This is a genomic window from Streptomyces sp. NPDC058195, from assembly GCF_042883525.1.
In the GTDB taxonomy this organism is placed as follows: domain Bacteria; phylum Actinomycetota; class Actinomycetes; order Streptomycetales; family Streptomycetaceae; genus Streptomyces.
Map to the genome: position 1 here is coordinate 1 of NZ_JBHVVM010000023.1, position 14,399 is coordinate 14,399.

Genomic DNA, 14,399 nt, shown 5'->3' on the forward strand with positions numbered 1-14,399 from the left:
GGAGCCGACGCGGAGCGTCGGTGACTGACGACAACGCGGCAGATGTGCGTGCCGGCCCCCGCGAGCCCGGCATGATCCAAACGAGAGGCCCTAGATACGGACCTGTACGGAGCGGGCCAGCCGGTCGTGCAGGCCGCGCCCGTCGCGGTCCCAGACCAGGGCCGGGATCACCAGGCACACCAGCACGCTCCGGACGACCACGCGTCCGAACGTCAGCCGGCCGCCGCCCTCGGCGACGACCCTGATCCCCAGGATGCGCTTGCCCGGCGTACAGCCGAGGGTGCCCACGGTGAGCACGCTCAGCACGAAGAAGATCCCCAGCGCCCAGTTTCCGGCCGCCTGCTGGTCACCGCGAGCGAACAGCCCGTATGCGATCAGCAGGCAGAGTGACCAGTCGATGAAGAGCGCGCCGAACCGGCGGCCGAGGGGCGCCATGGAACCGGGGCCGTGCTCGGGCAGGCCGAGCCGCTTGCCCCGGTAGCCGAAATCGGCCCCCATCTCCTCGGCGGCCGCGCGCGGCCCGGAGAGCCACGATCCGATTGCTTGCCTATTGTCCACCCGGACACGGTACTGCGCCCGCCCCCGCGCCCGGCCGGGCGGGTGCCGCAACCGGGCCCGGTCGCGGGGCTGCGTAGCGGCTCGCGAGGCGCTGGTCACACCCGCCCCGGTTAACTTCTGCGAAACAAATGGGTCATGCTTGAGAAATCCGGTCTGCCTATGGTCGGGTCCAGCGTGTGCCAGCGCACTGGCCGCACCACGAGCCACAACCCCGTCCCGTCCGGGCCGGGAGTAGGAGGAGTTGGATGTTCCAGAACGCCGACGACGCGAAGAAGTACATCGCGGACAACGACGTCAAGTTCATCGATGTCCGGTTCTGCGACCTGCCCGGTGTGATGCAGCACGTCACCGTCCCGGCGCCGACCTTCGACCCGACCGAGGAGCTGGCCTTCGACGGCTCGTCGATCCGCGGCTTCCAGGCCATCCACGAGTCCGACATGGCGCTGCGCGCGGACCTGTCGACCGCTCGCCTCGACCCCTTCCGCCGTGACAAGACCCTCAACATCAACTTCTTCATCCACGACCCGATCACCGGCGAGCAGTACAGCCGTGACCCGCGCAACGTGGCGAAGAAGGCCGAGGCGTACCTCGCCTCCACCGGCATCGCCGACACCGCGTACTTCGGCCCCGAGGCCGAGTTCTACGTCTTCGACCACGTCCGTTTCCAGACGTCGGCGAACGAGAGCTTCTACCACATCGACTCCGAGGCAGGCGCCTGGAACACCGGTGCGGTCGAGAACAACCGCGGCTACAAGGTCCGCTACAAGGGCGGCTACTTCCCGGTCCCGCCGGTCGACCACTTCGCCGACCTGCGCGCCGAGATGTCCCTGGAGCTGGAGCGCAGCGGCCTTCAGATCGAGCGCCAGCACCACGAGGTCGGCACCGCCGGCCAGGCCGAGATCAACTACAAGTTCAACACGCTGCTCGCCGCGGCCGACGACCTGATGCTCTTCAAGTACATCGTGAAGAACGTCGCCTGGCGCAACGGCAAGACCGCCACCTTCATGCCGAAGCCGATCTTCGGCGACAACGGCTCGGGCATGCACGTCCACCAGTCCCTGTGGGCCGGTGGCAGCCCGCTGTTCTACGACGAGCAGGGTTACGCGGGCCTCTCGGACATGGCCCGCTACTACATCGGCGGCATCCTCAAGCACGCCCCGTCGCTGCTGGCCTTCACCAACCCGACGGTGAACTCCTACCACCGCCTGGTCCCCGGCTTCGAGGCCCCGGTCAACATGGTGTACTCGCAGCGCAACCGCTCGGCCGCGATGCGCATCCCGATCACCGGCTCGAACCCGAAGGCCAAGCGCGTCGAGTTCCGCGCCCCGGACCCGTCGTCCAACCCGTACCTGGCCTTCTCCGCGCTGCTGATGGCGGGCCTGGACGGCATCAAGAACAAGATCGAGCCCGCCGAGCCGATCGACAAGGACCTCTACGAGCTGGCCCCCGAGGAGCACGCCAGCGTCCAGCAGGTCCCGACCTCCCTCCCGGCCGTCCTGGAGGCGCTGGAGGCGGACAACGAGTACCTCCAGGCCGGTGGCGTCTTCACCTCCGACCTGATCGAGACCTGGATCGACTACAAGCGCACCAACGAGATCGCTCCGATCCAGCTCCGCCCCCACCCGCACGAGTTCGAGCTGTACTTCGACCTCTAGGAAGCAGCTCCCGAACGCGGCGGGCAGGTGGCCGAGGAGCTCTCCGGGCGTCCGCCTCCGCCTCCAGCGAGTCCGGCTGGAGGCGGACGCCCGATCCTGGAAAGCTCGTAGGTCAGAGTGGTTCTTCCTCGCCGCTCAGACCCCCCGGGGCCGCATGTTCCACGCCAGTGCCGCCATCCGAAGTCAGGGTGGCGGCCCTGGCGCGTTGGTGCGCGCGGCCGCGTGAGCGGAGGGCCGCAGACGTCTTGTCGCCCGGAGACACCTGGACTTACTCTGAAGTAAGTACCGGTGAGTAACCGCGCTGCCCCGGCGCCCGCAGGCATGGCCCTGCCGGGCCGGCGGGCCCGGATCCGGTGCGCTCCCTCCACACGACGAACGAGGAGCCCGTCATGAGCCGCAGGAAGACCCGTTCGCGTTCCACCCACGCCCCCGCCCCGGTGACCGGTCGCGGCGGGGCCGGGCTGCGGCTGTCGGCCTGTGCCGCCGTCGCCGCGGTCGTGGGGGCCGGGCTCTTCGCCGTGCCCGCCTCCGCCGCCCCGTCGGAGCCCGTCGTCTCGCGCGGGGTGACCATTCCCGCGTTCTACACGCCTCCCGCCCAACTTCCCGCGGAGAACGGGGCTTTGGTCCGCACCGAGGCCATGCCGCTGGGCTTGGCCATCCCCGGGCTCGACGGCCGGCCGCTGCCGGGGACCGCTACCCGTCTGATGTACAGGTCGACCGACTCGGCCGGGCAGCCCGTCGCCGTGACCGGTGCCTACATCGAGCCCTCGGCCGCCTGGAAGGGCGGCGGTCCGCGTCCCCTGGTCGCGGTGGCCTCGGGGACCATGGGCCAGGGCGACCAGTGCGCGCCCTCCTTCGCCCTGCAGAACCCGCTCACCCTCACCGGCGACACCGTGTCCGTGGGGTACGAGGCCCTGGCGGTCTACCGGCTCCTGTCGACCGGGGCCGCGGTCGTCGTGACCGACTACGTCGGCCTCGGTGCCACCGACCGCCTGCACACCTACGTCAACCGCGTCGACGAGGCGCACGCCCTGCTGGACGCGGCCCGCGCCGCCCGTGCCGTACCCGGCGCGTCGGTCACCGCGGCTTCGCGGACCGGCCTGTACGGATACAGCCAGGGCGGCGGTGCCAGCGCCGCGGCGGCCGAGCTCCAGACCTCCTACGCGCCCGACGTGCCCCTCTCCGGCACCTACTCCGGTGCTCCCCCGGCGGACCTGACCGCGGTCATGAAGGGCATCGACGGCAGCGCGCTCGCCGGTGCGCTGGCCTGGTCGATCAACGGTTTCGTCCAGTCGGACCCCGATCTGCGGGCGGTCGTCGACGCGAACGTCAACGCCGCCGGACGAGCCGCCCTGGCCGACGCCTCGACGATGTGTGTCGGCGACGCGCTGTTCGGCTACGGCTTCGCCAAGAGCGACAAGTGGACCGTCAGCGGCAGGTCCATCGGGGACGTCATCGCCGCCGACCCCCGTGCGCGGGCGGCCCTGGACAAGCAGCGGATCGGCACGCTCAAGCCCGCCGGGCCGGTACGGCTGGCCACCGGTGTCCAGGACGACATCGTGCCCCACGCCCAGGCCCGGAAGCTCGCCGTCGACTGGTGCGGCAAGGGCGGCAACGTCACCTACGACGCCGTCGTGCTGCCGGACCTCGGCGACAAGATCCTCACCAACCACCTCGTGCCGCTCATCACCGACCAGGGCAGCGCCGTCTCCTGGCTGACCGACCGCCTCTCCGGCAAGGCGGCCACGTCCAACTGCTGGTCGATGCCCGTCCAGCCCTGACCTCGTCGCCGGTCAGTGCCGCAGGGCCGTACCCACCTCGGCCTCGACCTCGCCGGAGAGCTTGCGGTTACTGCGGGCCGTGGCCTTCCTGGAGGTGTGGGAGGCCACGTCGCCGACCGTCACCACCACGACGTCGAGCAGCTTGCCCTTCGGGTCGCGGAAGTTGACCTGCACCGCGTAGGACTTCGTGGCGTCGGTGCTGTTGTCGACGGTGATCTCGGTGGTGGTGCGGCCGTCGGCCGCGGTGGCCGGGGCGGAGAGCCTGACGTCGGAGGTGGCGTCGACTCCGTTCTTGAAGTTCTTCAGCTTCTCGCTCGCGGCGGCCGTCGCCGAGGCCACCACGTCGGCGCCGCGGGAGGCCACCGACTCCGCGGCGGACGCGGCTCTGGACGCGGTGTCGGAGGCGCTGCCGCCGTTGTCGGAGCAGGCGGCGGCCGTCGTGATCACGGTCGTCGTCAGCAGTACGGCGCACAGCCCTCGGGTGGCCTTCGCGGTCATCGTGCCTCCAGCGCGGTCGCTCTCCTCGGGGTGTCCTGCCCCAGTGAACGGCGCGCGGGGGCGCGGCGCACCGCCGCGTATGCCGGACGGGTGGCGGACGGGCGGCCCGGCTGGCGGTGCGGCGGGCGTCGGGCCAGGCTGGGGGCATGGGCGACGGGCGGCCGGGCGGTGACCCTGCGACGGTGCGGCCCCGGCGGCGGTGGCCCTGGGTGCTGCTGGTGGTGGTGCTCGCGCTGACCGCCGGGGGCGCCGCGGCCGTCGTCCTGACCGCCGCCGCGCTCTCGCGGGACGGGACGCAGCCGCGCCGGATCACCTACCGGGTCACCGGGACCGCCGAGGACGTCACCGTCACCTACCCGTCCTGGCAGGAGGGCGGGCTCGCCGCCGCGCGGCTGAGGCTGCGGACGCTGCCCTGGACCGGGGAGACCCTGACCAGGGGCTTCATGAGCGGCGGCTCCTTCACCGTCACCCTCGGCGCGGCGGGCGGCGAGGTGTCCTGCGCCGTACGGGTGGACGGCGGGCCCGTCCGTACGGCCACGGCTTCCGGCGCCTTCGCCACGGCGGCCTGCGACGGCTTCTGAGCGGGAGCGGGCACGGCCGCCGAAGGACCCGGCCGTCAGCGGCCGTAGCGGATCAGGGCACGCACCATGCGGCAGGTCGTGTCGGACGGCGGGTGGATGCCGACGCGCTCCGCGGTGGTGCGTATCTTCGCGTTGGTCGCCGTCGACGGGTAGTACACCCCCGTGTCGAGCAGGGCTATCGCGAGCCGCATGGCCTTCAGGCGGCGGTTGTGCGAGACGTACCACTCGCGGGGTCGGCCCGCGGGCAGCGGCTTCTTCATCAAGGGCTGGTGGATCGGCTTGGTCGTGACTGCGGCAACGGCCATGGGCAACCTCCTGGCACGGTCGTGGAACCCTCACGAACTGCCTCCATTTTACTGCCGGGCACTGACAATCGGCCCTGGCCAGACGGGCTTTCGAGGGGCTTTCGGCGATCCCTCGCGTACCGTTGGCCCCATGGAGATCTGGATCAATCCCGCCTGTTCCAAGTGCCGCAGCGCGGTACAGCTGCTCGACGCGGAGGGTGCCGAGTACACCGTCCGCCGCTATCTGGAGGACGTGCCCTCGCCGGACGAGATCCGGGCGGTGCTCGACCGGCTCGGCCTGGAACCGTGGGACATCACCCGGACCCAGGAGGCCGAAGCGAAGGAGCTGGGGCTCAAGGAGTGGCCGCGCGAGGCCGGTTCGCGCGAGCGCTGGATCTCGGCGCTGGCCGGACACCCGAAGCTCATCCAGCGCCCGATCATCACCGCGGACGACGGCAGCGCCGTGGTGGCGCGCACGGACGAGGCGGTACGGAACGCCCTGGGCCGCTGAGACGGAAGGGGCGGCAGGGGGTGGCCCAGCCCGTTCGGGACTCCGGTCCGTTCGGGACTCCGGTCCGTTCGGGATCTCGGCTCGTTCGGGACTCCTGGCCGCCCCGCCCCGCCCGCGGCTAGGGTCTTTCGTTTGGATCAGGCTGGATCAGGGAGCGGGGGCTGGTGCGTGCAGCTGCAAGGCGGAGGAAGGAGCCGACGCGGAGCGTCGGTGACTGACGACAACGCGGCAGATGTGCGTGCCGGCCCCCGCGAGCCCGGCATGATCCAAACGAGAGGCCCTAGCCCGCCAGTTGCGCCTCCGCCTCGGCCAGCAGTTCCGTCAGACGCAGGCCGAACCGTACGTCGCAGGGGTGCGGTTGCCCCGTACGCACCGCGTCGATCAGCGCGTCGATCGCCGCCCGGAACGAGCCGACGGCGTCGCTCCAGCGGGGCAGCGCGACCCGGCCCCGCTCGCCCCGGAGCTCGATCTCCGTACCGGACGCCGCCGCGGGGGCGCCCAGAGAGAGCGTCACCGTGCTGGACGCGCCGGAGGTGTGGCGGAGCACCAGGTGGGTGGTGCCGGAGGGGCCACGGGCGGCGGTCAGCCGGGTCACGTCGCCCAGCACCGGGATCAGGACCGACAGGACGTGCGGGCCGACGTCCCACAGCCCGCCCTTCTCCTGACGCCACGGCGAGGCGGCGTACTCGCTGGTCGAGCCCGGCGCGAAGAGTGACCCGAGCCACTCGGCGCGGGCGGTGAACCAGCCTTCCAGGGCGGCCTGTTCGTCGATCCAGACAGCGGTGTCGGCCGCGAACCTGAGCGTGCAGAAGACGAGGGAGGCCACCCCGGTCTGTCCGGCGGCCCGGACCACCTCGCGGGCACCCGCGACGCTGGTCGCGACCGGCTTGTCCAGCAGCAGATGGCGGCCGGTGGCGGCGGCGCGGGCGGCCAGCGGGGCCTGGACGTCCGGCGGCAGGGCGAACGCCACGGCGTCGCTGGCGGCGAACAGCTCGTCGATGCCCGCCTCGCCGCTGTACGACGGGGCACCGTGCGCGTCGGCCAGCTCCCGCGCGGCCTCGGGGCGGCGGCCCCACACTCCGCTCAGTACAGCGCCCGGGTGGGCGGCGAGGGCGGGGGCCTGAGTGTTGCGGGCCCAGGGCCCGGTACCGACGAGGCCGATGCGCAGGGGGGTCGCGGGAAGTGTCGTCATGGGGCAAGTCTGCCCGTTCCACCGGTCCGCTCCCGTATTTGAAGCCGGTCCGCGCCCCCGGTTCGAAGCTGGTCCGCGCCCCTTGCCGAGGCCCGTGGCGCCCCTGCCGGAGCCGGGCCGCTTCCTTATCGGGTTGGCGCCGGGCCGTGTCGCTGGTTACGTTTGCGGAGCCGGCCGCGGGACTCCGGCGCGACTTCCGGGACGTGCCTCTGAAGCAGTGATTTCGCTGTTCGCGCCCCCATTCCCCGGCCGGCACCCCGCCCGGGAGCGGGGCGCGCGACATCACCACGGGGGAATCGATGACCATCAGCACCGGGGCCGACACCGGTCTCGTCGCGGCCGAGGACGTCCTCCTCTTCGTCAACGCGGCGATCACCGCGACCGGCCAGCGCGAGTTCCGCTCGACCGCGTACCAGCAGCAGCTGTCGCTGGACTTCCTCCATGCGTACGTACGGGTCAACTACCGCCGGGTCTACGCCGCCGCGCTCGCCCTCGACATCAACGACCACAACGCCGCGCTCATCGTCCGCGGTCTGCTGGAGCACGCCGCCGACGCGAGCGCCGAGGAGAAGCGCGTCGAGGGGCGTCTGATCGCCGCCCGGCTGGCGAAGCTGCCGCCGCAGCGGGTGTACCGGCTGTTCCGGGCGCTGCGCGCGGCCGGGGTGAACAACCGGCGCACCCGGGCGATCATGCGGGACTGGCTGGCCGCCCGGCCCGATCCGGCGCACGACGCGGTGAAGTACCGCGCCGGGCTGAAGGCCGCCGCCCGCCACGCCCATCTCGGATTCGGCGGGGACGGCGAGCTCGGGGACTTCCTGTTCCGGCCGAAACGCCGCAAGCGCTACGCGCACCAGCTGCTGGACGCCTGGCGGCGCGCCCACTACGAGCAGGGAGCCGTCACGGAGCTGCCGTTCACCGTGGCCGAGGGCTTCGCCGCCCGGCGGGGAACGGAGCGCGCGGAGTTCCTGGAGCGGATGGCGCCGCGGATGACCCGTCTGGAGCGGCTGCGGACCCTGGAGCAGCGCACCGCCGCGAACCGGGCCGGGCCCGCGAACGCGGACGTGGACCTGGCCGCGATGCCGCTGACCCGGCTCGCCCTGTACGTCCTGTCGCTCGGCTTCGAGGACCGGCGCGCGCGCCGTGCGGAGCTGACCGGTGCGCTGCGGGCGGCGGCCCGGCGCGCGGCGGGCCCGCACGCCGGGAGCTGGGGCCGGGTCGCGGCCGTACTGGACGACAGCTACTCCTCGTCCGGTTCGGGCGAGAAGCGGCGGCGCCCGCTCGCCGTGGCGCTGGCCTGCCACTTCCTGCTGGAGCAACTGGCTGCGCCGGGGGCGTGCGCCGGGCTGTGGACCTCGGGCCGCACCGATCCGCTGCTGGTCCGGCCGTCAGGGGCGACACCGCTCGGGATGCGGGTGCTGGACGCCCTGGAGCTGGGCCCGGACCGGCTGGTCATCGTCTCGGACGGCTGGGACAACGCGCCGCCGGGGCTCGCGGGCGAGGTGCTGCGCGTCTGGCGGACCCGGCTCGATCCGGACCGGCGCACGGCGGTGGTGCATTTGAACCCCGTGTACGACGCGGAGGGCTTCGACGTGCGGCGGCTGGCGCCGGGGGTGCCCACGGCGGGCATCCGGGACGCGGTGGACCTGCCCGCGCTGGTGGAGCTGGCGGGCTTCGCCGAGGGGCGTACGGGGACGGCGGCGCTGTACGCGTACCTGGACCGGCGGGTGGCGCGGTTCGTGCACGGTGACCGGACGGGGGCGATGGTGTGAACAGGCTCGAACTGACCGGGCTCACCACCCACCCCGCGCAGGTGTGGGGCGGCATCCGGCTGGTGCCGCTGGTGCGCGAGCGGCCGGTGGAGGGGCTGCGGCTGCACGAGGAGCTGTACGCGGAGCACGGCCACGGCGTGGTGGACCTCGGGCCGCGCGCGCACTACACCTCGGTGATCCCGCACGGTTTCGTGGCCGACTGGTCGGGCGGGGGCGAGCAGTCCGCCGCGTACGGGACACAGCTCGGCGGGGCGGACGGGCGGGCGCCCCGGACGGCACGGCTCCAGCGCCACCGCCACCACCGGATGGCCAAGCGGCGGCCGGGCGACCGGCTGCGCTTCCTGCCGCTCCATCTCGCCCTGGAGGGCTACCTCTCGCTGCACTTCGGCGGGCCCTCCACCGCCTGGGAGGAGTGGTCGCGGCAGGCGCTGCGTGACGGGCTGTCACCGAGGGCGGAGGACGCGTACCTGGGGTGGTCGGTGCGCGGGCTCGGTGACGCGCTGCGGGTCTTCGAGATCCATCCGGGCCAGTGCGGGGTGATGGTGTACGCGGCCGACGCGCTGGCCGCCGCCTTCGCCGTACCGCATCCGGAGGACTACCGGCTGCTGCACCCCTCGTTGGTGGAGGACCTGTACGGCGAGCTGATCCACCAGCACGCGCTGTACGGCGCGCCGGTGGCGGAGTTCGCGGCGCGGATACCGGACGGTCCGGGGCCCGTCTCGCTCGCCGGACTGCGGGCGGCGGCCCGCAGGCAGGAGCGGGAGTGGGCCGGGGCACACGACACGCTGTTCGCGGGCGAGCTGCTGGACGCGTCGTACGCCTTCGACCGGGTGTACCGGATGGGCGGGTTCACGCTGTGGCGGTTCCTGCCGCCGTTCCGGCCGGGCGGGGAGGGCCAGCACATCGGGGAGACGATCACCGATCACAAGGGCCGGGTGGCGTACCTGAAGACGTTCCGGCTGTCGGAGGCGCAGGTCAGGCGCGGCCATCTGCTGCACCGGCTGGCCGCGGCCCACTGGCGGATCGCGGGGGCGGCCGAGGCACTGGGCACCACCGAGGAGGAGGTGGTGCGCCGCATCCGGGCGGCCGGATTCGAGGCGCTGCTGCGGGACCGGGGGCGGTCGTTCCCGGGGCGGACATCCCGGTGACGCGGGACGGAAGGCACCGTGACGCCGGGGCGGAGGGCCTGGTGACGCGGGGCGGAAACCTCGGTGAAACGGGGCGGAAATCCCGGTAACACGGGGTTCACATCCGGGCAACGGCCGGGAAATCGCGGCTTGCGAAGCTGCGGAGCAGAGACCGGACCGCAGGACCGCAGCACCGCAAAGGATGGCTTCCGTGACGTTCAAGGCCGAGTACATCTGGATCGACGGCACCGAGCCGACCGCCAAGCTCCGCTCCAAGACGAAGATCCTGGCCGGGGACGTCTCGACCGAGGCGGCACAGCTGCCGCTCTGGGGCTTCGACGGCTCCAGCACCAACCAGGCCGAGGGACACGCCTCCGACCTGGTGCTGAAGCCGGTGTACAGCTGCCCGGACCCGATCCGGGGCGGTGGCGACATCCTCGTCCTGTGCGAGGTCCTGGACATCGGCATGACGCCGCACGCGTCCAACACCCGGGCCGCGCTGCGCGAGGTGGCCGGGCGGTTCGCCGGTCAGGAGCCGGTCTTCGGCATCGAGCAGGAGTACACCTTCTTCGCCGGGCACCGGCCGCTCGGCTTTCCCGAGGGCGGCTTCCCGGCCGCGCAGGGCGGCTACTACTGCGGTGTCGGCGCCGACGAGATCTTCGGCCGGGAGATCGTGGAGAAGCACCTCGACAACTGTCTGCGGGCGGGGCTCGGGATCTCCGGCATCAACGCCGAGGTCATGCCCGGTCAGTGGGAGTTCCAGGTCGGCCCGCTGTCCCCGCTGGAGGTATCCGACCAGCTGTGGGTGGCCCGCTGGCTGCTGTACCGCACCGCCGAGGAGTTCGACGTCTCCGCGACCCTGGACCCGAAGCCGGTGAAGGGTGACTGGAACGGGGCGGGCGCGCACACCAACTTCTCCACCCGGTCGATGCGTGAGGGCTACGACGCGATCATCACGGCGTGCGAGTCGCTGGGCGAGGGGTCGAAGCCGATGGACCACGTCAAGAACTACGGTGCGGGCATCGACGACCGGCTGACCGGTCTGCACGAGACGGCCCCGTGGAACGAGTACAGCTACGGCGTCTCCGACCGCGGCGCCTCGGTCCGCATCCCCTGGCAGGTCGAGCGGGACCGGAAGGGCTACATCGAGGACCGCCGCCCGAACGCCAACGTCGACCCGTACGTCGTCACGCGGCTGATCACCGACACCTGCTGCACCGCACTGGAGAAGGCCGGCCAGGTCTGATCCGTATCCGTTCCGTCGCCCGCGGGGCGCCCGTCCTTCCGGGTGGGCGCCCCCGCGCGTGCGCCGGGCAACCGTCACGGGGCGCGCCCTCGGCCCCGGCCGCGGTGGGCGCCCTCGTGCGTGCGCCGGGCAACCCTGGCCGGTCTGGCCGTCGCCGCCGCTCTGCTGGCGCCTCGCGCGTGCGCCGGGCAACCCCCGGACCGGCGAGGGCGGTTGGCGCGGGGCAGGCCGGACGGGCGGGCCGGGCGGGGTGAGGAAGGTAACTCCGCGGGCCGTCCCGACGGGCGGAAGGGGTCTGCTGCGCGGCCGGGTTGTCTGGTTCAATGGGGCCATGGCCAGCCTCCAGCACACCTCGACAGGTCGCAGCGACCTCGAACCGTTCTGGCCGTCCCGTCAGCACCACGACTTCGACCGGGTGTGTTGTCGCGCGTCGAACGCGCAGGCCCTCTAAAGCCGCTCACCCCGGCCTTCGGCCCGCGTGCGAGCAAGTCCGTCCACCGACGACTCCTTCGCGCGAAAGAGCTGACCCTCATGGCGAACACCCGTACCTTCTCCGTCGCGGCCGCCGTCACCTCGGCGTCCCCGGCCTCCGCTGCGGCCACCACCTCCGCCCGTACGCTCCCTCCCAGCCGGCACCGGCTGCGGGCCGTCCCCTCCGAGGAGGCCGGCCGGCCCGCCGACGCGGCTGCCCTCCTGCCCCCGGGCGCCACCTGGCTGCCCGCTCCCCAGCACACGGTTCCGGCGCTGCCGGGACAGCCTCCGATGGTCGGGTACCTGGTCCTCGTACCGGCCGACCAGCAGCCCGCCGTCGGCGCCCCGGGTGCCCAGTTCGTGGTGTCGGCGCCGGAGCCCGCCGCGGAGGCGGGGCCGGTGCGGATAGACCCCGTGCGGCGCACCGCCTCGGTCGACGGGAGCACCCTCGATCTCACGTACCTGGAGTTCGAGCTCCTCGCGCACCTCGTGACGCACCCGCACCGGGTGCACACCCGCGACCAGCTGGTGACCACGGTCTGGGGCTACGGGCACGTGGGCGACGGCCGCACGGTGGACGTCCACATCGCCCGGCTGCGCCGCAAGCTGGGCGCCGAGCACCGCCGTTCGATCCAGACGGTACGGCGGGTCGGCTACAAGTACCTTCCCTGACCGGCGTGGGCCCGGCGCCGGGGGCGGTGGCGCTGGGTACACCCCCGTCCGGGTGGCGCGACGGCTGATGTCCGGGGCCGCGCCGGGCGAGACTGTCCCCGAGCGGGCCCGGACGGAGGGCCCGGCAAGGGGGGACGGACCGGAATGAACGCGGCAAGGGGACGGATGCGCGGCACGGCGCTGGCCGCCTGGCGGGGGCTGGTGCTGTCGGTCATGAGTCTGGCCGGCTCGCTCACCCTGCTGGTGTGGGCGGTGCTGTCGATCGTGTGCGTCCCGCTGGGCATCGGGCTGTTCACCACCCCGGGTGCGCTGGAGCTGGTCCGCACGCACGCCAACCGGCGCAGGCTGCTCGCGGCGGACTGGGCCGGGATCCGCATCCCGGTTCCGTACCGCCCCTTCCCGGAGGATCTGCGCAACGGACTCGCCGGGCAGGTGCGGCGGACCGGGCTGCTGCTGAAGGACCCGGCGACCTGGCGGGACCTGCGGTGGCTGCTGGTCGACGCGACGGCCGGATACCTGGTGGCGACGCTGGCCGCCGCGCTGGTGCTCTACCCGCTGGAGGGCTTCGTCCTGGCGGCGGGCCTGTGGCGGATCTTCACCGGCGACCGCTACTGGTACGGCTTCGTCCCGGTCTCCGACCAGGCGACCGGGCTGGCCGCCGCCGGGCTCGGCGTGGTGCTGCTCGGGGTCGGGGTGCTGGTGAACGAGCGGCTGCTGCGGGCCCACTTCCTGATCGCGCGCTCCGTCCTGGCCCCCGCCCCGCAGGAGGAGCTGGCCCGGCGCATCGACCGGCTGACCGAGACCCGGCACGAGGCCGTGGACACCGCCGCCCTCGAACTGCGGCGCATCGAACGCGATCTGCACGACGGCGCGCAGGCCCGGCTGGTCGCGATGGGCATGAGCCTGGGGACGGTCGAGGCGCTGATCGAGAAGGACCCGGAGCAGGCGAAGAAGGTCCTGGCCATGGCCCGGGAGTCGTCCGCCGAGGCGCTGGCCGAGCTGCGTGATCTGGTCCGGGGCATTCATCCGCCGGTCCTCGCCGAGCGTGGACTCGGGGACGCGGTGCGGGCTTTGGCGCTGCGACTGCCCTTCACCTCGGAGGTCGCGGCCGAGCTGGGCGGCCGGGCGGACGCGGCGGTCGAGTCGGCGGCGTACTTCGCGGTGAGCGAGGCGCTGACCAACGCGGCCAAGCACGCGGGGGCGGACCGGGTCCAGGTGGACATCCGTCACACGGACTCCGCCCTGCGGATCACCGTCCTGGACAACGGGCGCGGCGGCGCGGTGGTCGGCGGCGGCTCGGGACTCAGCGGAATCGAACGCAGGCTCGGTACATTCGACGGCGTCATGGCCGTCAGCAGTCCGGTCGGCGGCCCCACCATGGTGACCATGGAGATTCCTTGCGAGTTGTCCTAGCGGAAGACCTCTTCCTGCTGCGCGACGGTCTGGTGCGGCTGCTGGAGGCGTACGGCTTCGAGATCGCGGCCGCCGTCGAGAGCGGGCCCGAACTGACCCGGGCCTTCGCCGAGTCGGAGCCGGACGTCGCGATCGTCGATGTGCGCCTCCCGCCGTCGCACACGGACGAGGGCCTGCAGTGCGCGCTGGCGGCCCGGCGGGCCAGGCCGGGGCTGCCGGTGCTGGTGCTCTCGCAGCACGTGGAGCAGCTGTACGCGCGCGAGCTGCTGGCGGACGGCAACGGGGGCATCGGCTATCTGCTCAAGGACCGGGTGTTCGACGCCGGACAGTTCGTGGACGCGGTGCGCCGGGTCGCGGCGGGCGGCACCGCGATGGACCCCCAGGTGATCGCGCAGCTGCTGACCCGGCGCTCGCGCGACGAACCGATGGGCAGGCTCACCCCGCGCGAGCGGGAGGTCATGGAGCTGATGGCGCAGGGCCGTTCGAACGTGGCGATCGCCGCACAGCTGGTGGTGACCGAGCGGGCGGTGGCCAAGCACACCTCCAACATCTTCGCCAAGCTCGCCCTGCCGCCCTCCGACGACGACAACCGCCGTGTCCTGGCGGTGCTCGCCTATCTGGACCGGGGCTGACCGGAGCTG

Annotated in this window: 14 protein-coding genes; 10 read left to right on the forward strand and 4 right to left on the reverse strand. The window is 72.8% G+C overall.

The window, feature by feature from the left end; translation table 11 throughout:
* Positions 1 to 90: 90 nt before the first annotated feature.
* The gene (locus ACFVWY_RS25510; protein ID WP_389876573.1) at positions 91 to 558 is read right to left on the reverse strand and encodes an RDD family protein; all 468 of its coding nucleotides are present in this window, start codon (positions 556 to 558) and stop codon (positions 91 to 93) included.
* 245 nt (positions 559 to 803) lie between these two features.
* On the opposite strand from ACFVWY_RS25510, the gene glnA reads away from it, so the two are divergent.
* The gene (gene glnA / locus ACFVWY_RS25515; protein ID WP_389876574.1) at positions 804 to 2,213 is read left to right on the forward strand and encodes a type I glutamate--ammonia ligase; all 1,410 of its coding nucleotides are present in this window, start codon (positions 804 to 806) and stop codon (positions 2,211 to 2,213) included.
* A gap of 389 nt (positions 2,214 to 2,602) precedes the next feature.
* Positions 2,603 to 3,994: a lipase family protein gene (locus tag ACFVWY_RS25520; protein ID WP_389876576.1), complete on the forward strand. Its 1,392-nt coding sequence runs from the start codon at positions 2,603 to 2,605 to the stop codon at positions 3,992 to 3,994.
* Positions 3,995 to 4,006: 12 nt separating this feature from the next.
* On the opposite strand, the gene ACFVWY_RS25525 is transcribed toward ACFVWY_RS25520, so the two are convergent.
* The gene (locus ACFVWY_RS25525) at positions 4,007 to 4,492 is read right to left on the reverse strand and encodes a hypothetical protein (protein WP_389876577.1); all 486 of its coding nucleotides are present in this window, start codon (positions 4,490 to 4,492) and stop codon (positions 4,007 to 4,009) included.
* A gap of 146 nt (positions 4,493 to 4,638) precedes the next feature.
* Here ACFVWY_RS25525 and ACFVWY_RS25530 point away from each other — a divergent pair, with 146 nt between their 5' ends.
* On the forward strand, positions 4,639 to 5,073 hold the full coding sequence (locus ACFVWY_RS25530; RefSeq protein ID WP_389876579.1) for a hypothetical protein: 435 nt from the start codon (positions 4,639 to 4,641) through the stop codon (positions 5,071 to 5,073).
* 35 nt (positions 5,074 to 5,108) lie between these two features.
* On the opposite strand, the gene ACFVWY_RS25535 is transcribed toward ACFVWY_RS25530, so the two are convergent.
* The gene (locus ACFVWY_RS25535) at positions 5,109 to 5,378 is read right to left on the reverse strand and encodes a hypothetical protein (RefSeq protein WP_389876581.1); all 270 of its coding nucleotides are present in this window, start codon (positions 5,376 to 5,378) and stop codon (positions 5,109 to 5,111) included.
* A gap of 130 nt (positions 5,379 to 5,508) precedes the next feature.
* On the opposite strand from ACFVWY_RS25535, the gene ACFVWY_RS25540 reads away from it, so the two are divergent.
* Positions 5,509 to 5,868, forward strand: coding sequence for an arsenate reductase family protein (locus ACFVWY_RS25540; RefSeq protein ID WP_389876583.1), 360 nt, complete (start codon positions 5,509 to 5,511; stop codon positions 5,866 to 5,868).
* A gap of 280 nt (positions 5,869 to 6,148) precedes the next feature.
* Here the strand turns inward: ACFVWY_RS25540 and ACFVWY_RS25545 are convergent, their stop codons facing one another.
* Positions 6,149 to 7,060: a Gfo/Idh/MocA family protein gene (locus ACFVWY_RS25545; protein WP_389876584.1), complete on the reverse strand. Its 912-nt coding sequence runs from the start codon at positions 7,058 to 7,060 to the stop codon at positions 6,149 to 6,151.
* A 299-nt stretch (positions 7,061 to 7,359) separates the two neighbouring features.
* Here ACFVWY_RS25545 and ACFVWY_RS25550 point away from each other — a divergent pair, with 299 nt between their 5' ends.
* The 6 genes from ACFVWY_RS25550 to ACFVWY_RS25575 all read left to right on the forward strand — a co-directional run bounded on the left by ACFVWY_RS25550 (position 7,360) and on the right by ACFVWY_RS25575 (position 14,390).
* A complete protein-coding gene (locus ACFVWY_RS25550; RefSeq protein ID WP_389876586.1) occupies positions 7,360 to 8,829 on the forward strand; it encodes a hypothetical protein in 1,470 nt (489 codons plus the stop codon).
* Positions 8,826 to 9,977: a hypothetical protein gene (locus ACFVWY_RS25555; protein ID WP_389876588.1), complete on the forward strand. Its 1,152-nt coding sequence runs from the start codon at positions 8,826 to 8,828 to the stop codon at positions 9,975 to 9,977. Before ACFVWY_RS25550 ends, ACFVWY_RS25555 begins: the two co-directional genes overlap by 4 nt.
* Before the next feature lie 190 nt (positions 9,978 to 10,167).
* Complete coding sequence (glnII, locus tag ACFVWY_RS25560) at positions 10,168 to 11,202, forward strand: glutamine synthetase (protein ID WP_389876589.1); 1,035 nt, start codon at positions 10,168 to 10,170, stop codon at positions 11,200 to 11,202.
* Positions 11,203 to 11,733: 531 nt separating this feature from the next.
* On the forward strand, positions 11,734 to 12,345 hold the full coding sequence (locus ACFVWY_RS25565) for a winged helix-turn-helix domain-containing protein (protein ID WP_389876591.1): 612 nt from the start codon (positions 11,734 to 11,736) through the stop codon (positions 12,343 to 12,345).
* A 144-nt stretch (positions 12,346 to 12,489) separates the two neighbouring features.
* A complete protein-coding gene (locus tag ACFVWY_RS25570; RefSeq protein WP_389876593.1) occupies positions 12,490 to 13,758 on the forward strand; it encodes a sensor histidine kinase in 1,269 nt (422 codons plus the stop codon).
* Positions 13,743 to 14,390: a LuxR C-terminal-related transcriptional regulator gene (locus tag ACFVWY_RS25575; protein ID WP_389876594.1), complete on the forward strand. Its 648-nt coding sequence runs from the start codon at positions 13,743 to 13,745 to the stop codon at positions 14,388 to 14,390. The genes ACFVWY_RS25570 and ACFVWY_RS25575 overlap by 16 nt, the downstream gene beginning before the upstream one ends.
* The last annotated feature ends 9 nt before the right edge of the window (positions 14,391 to 14,399 follow it).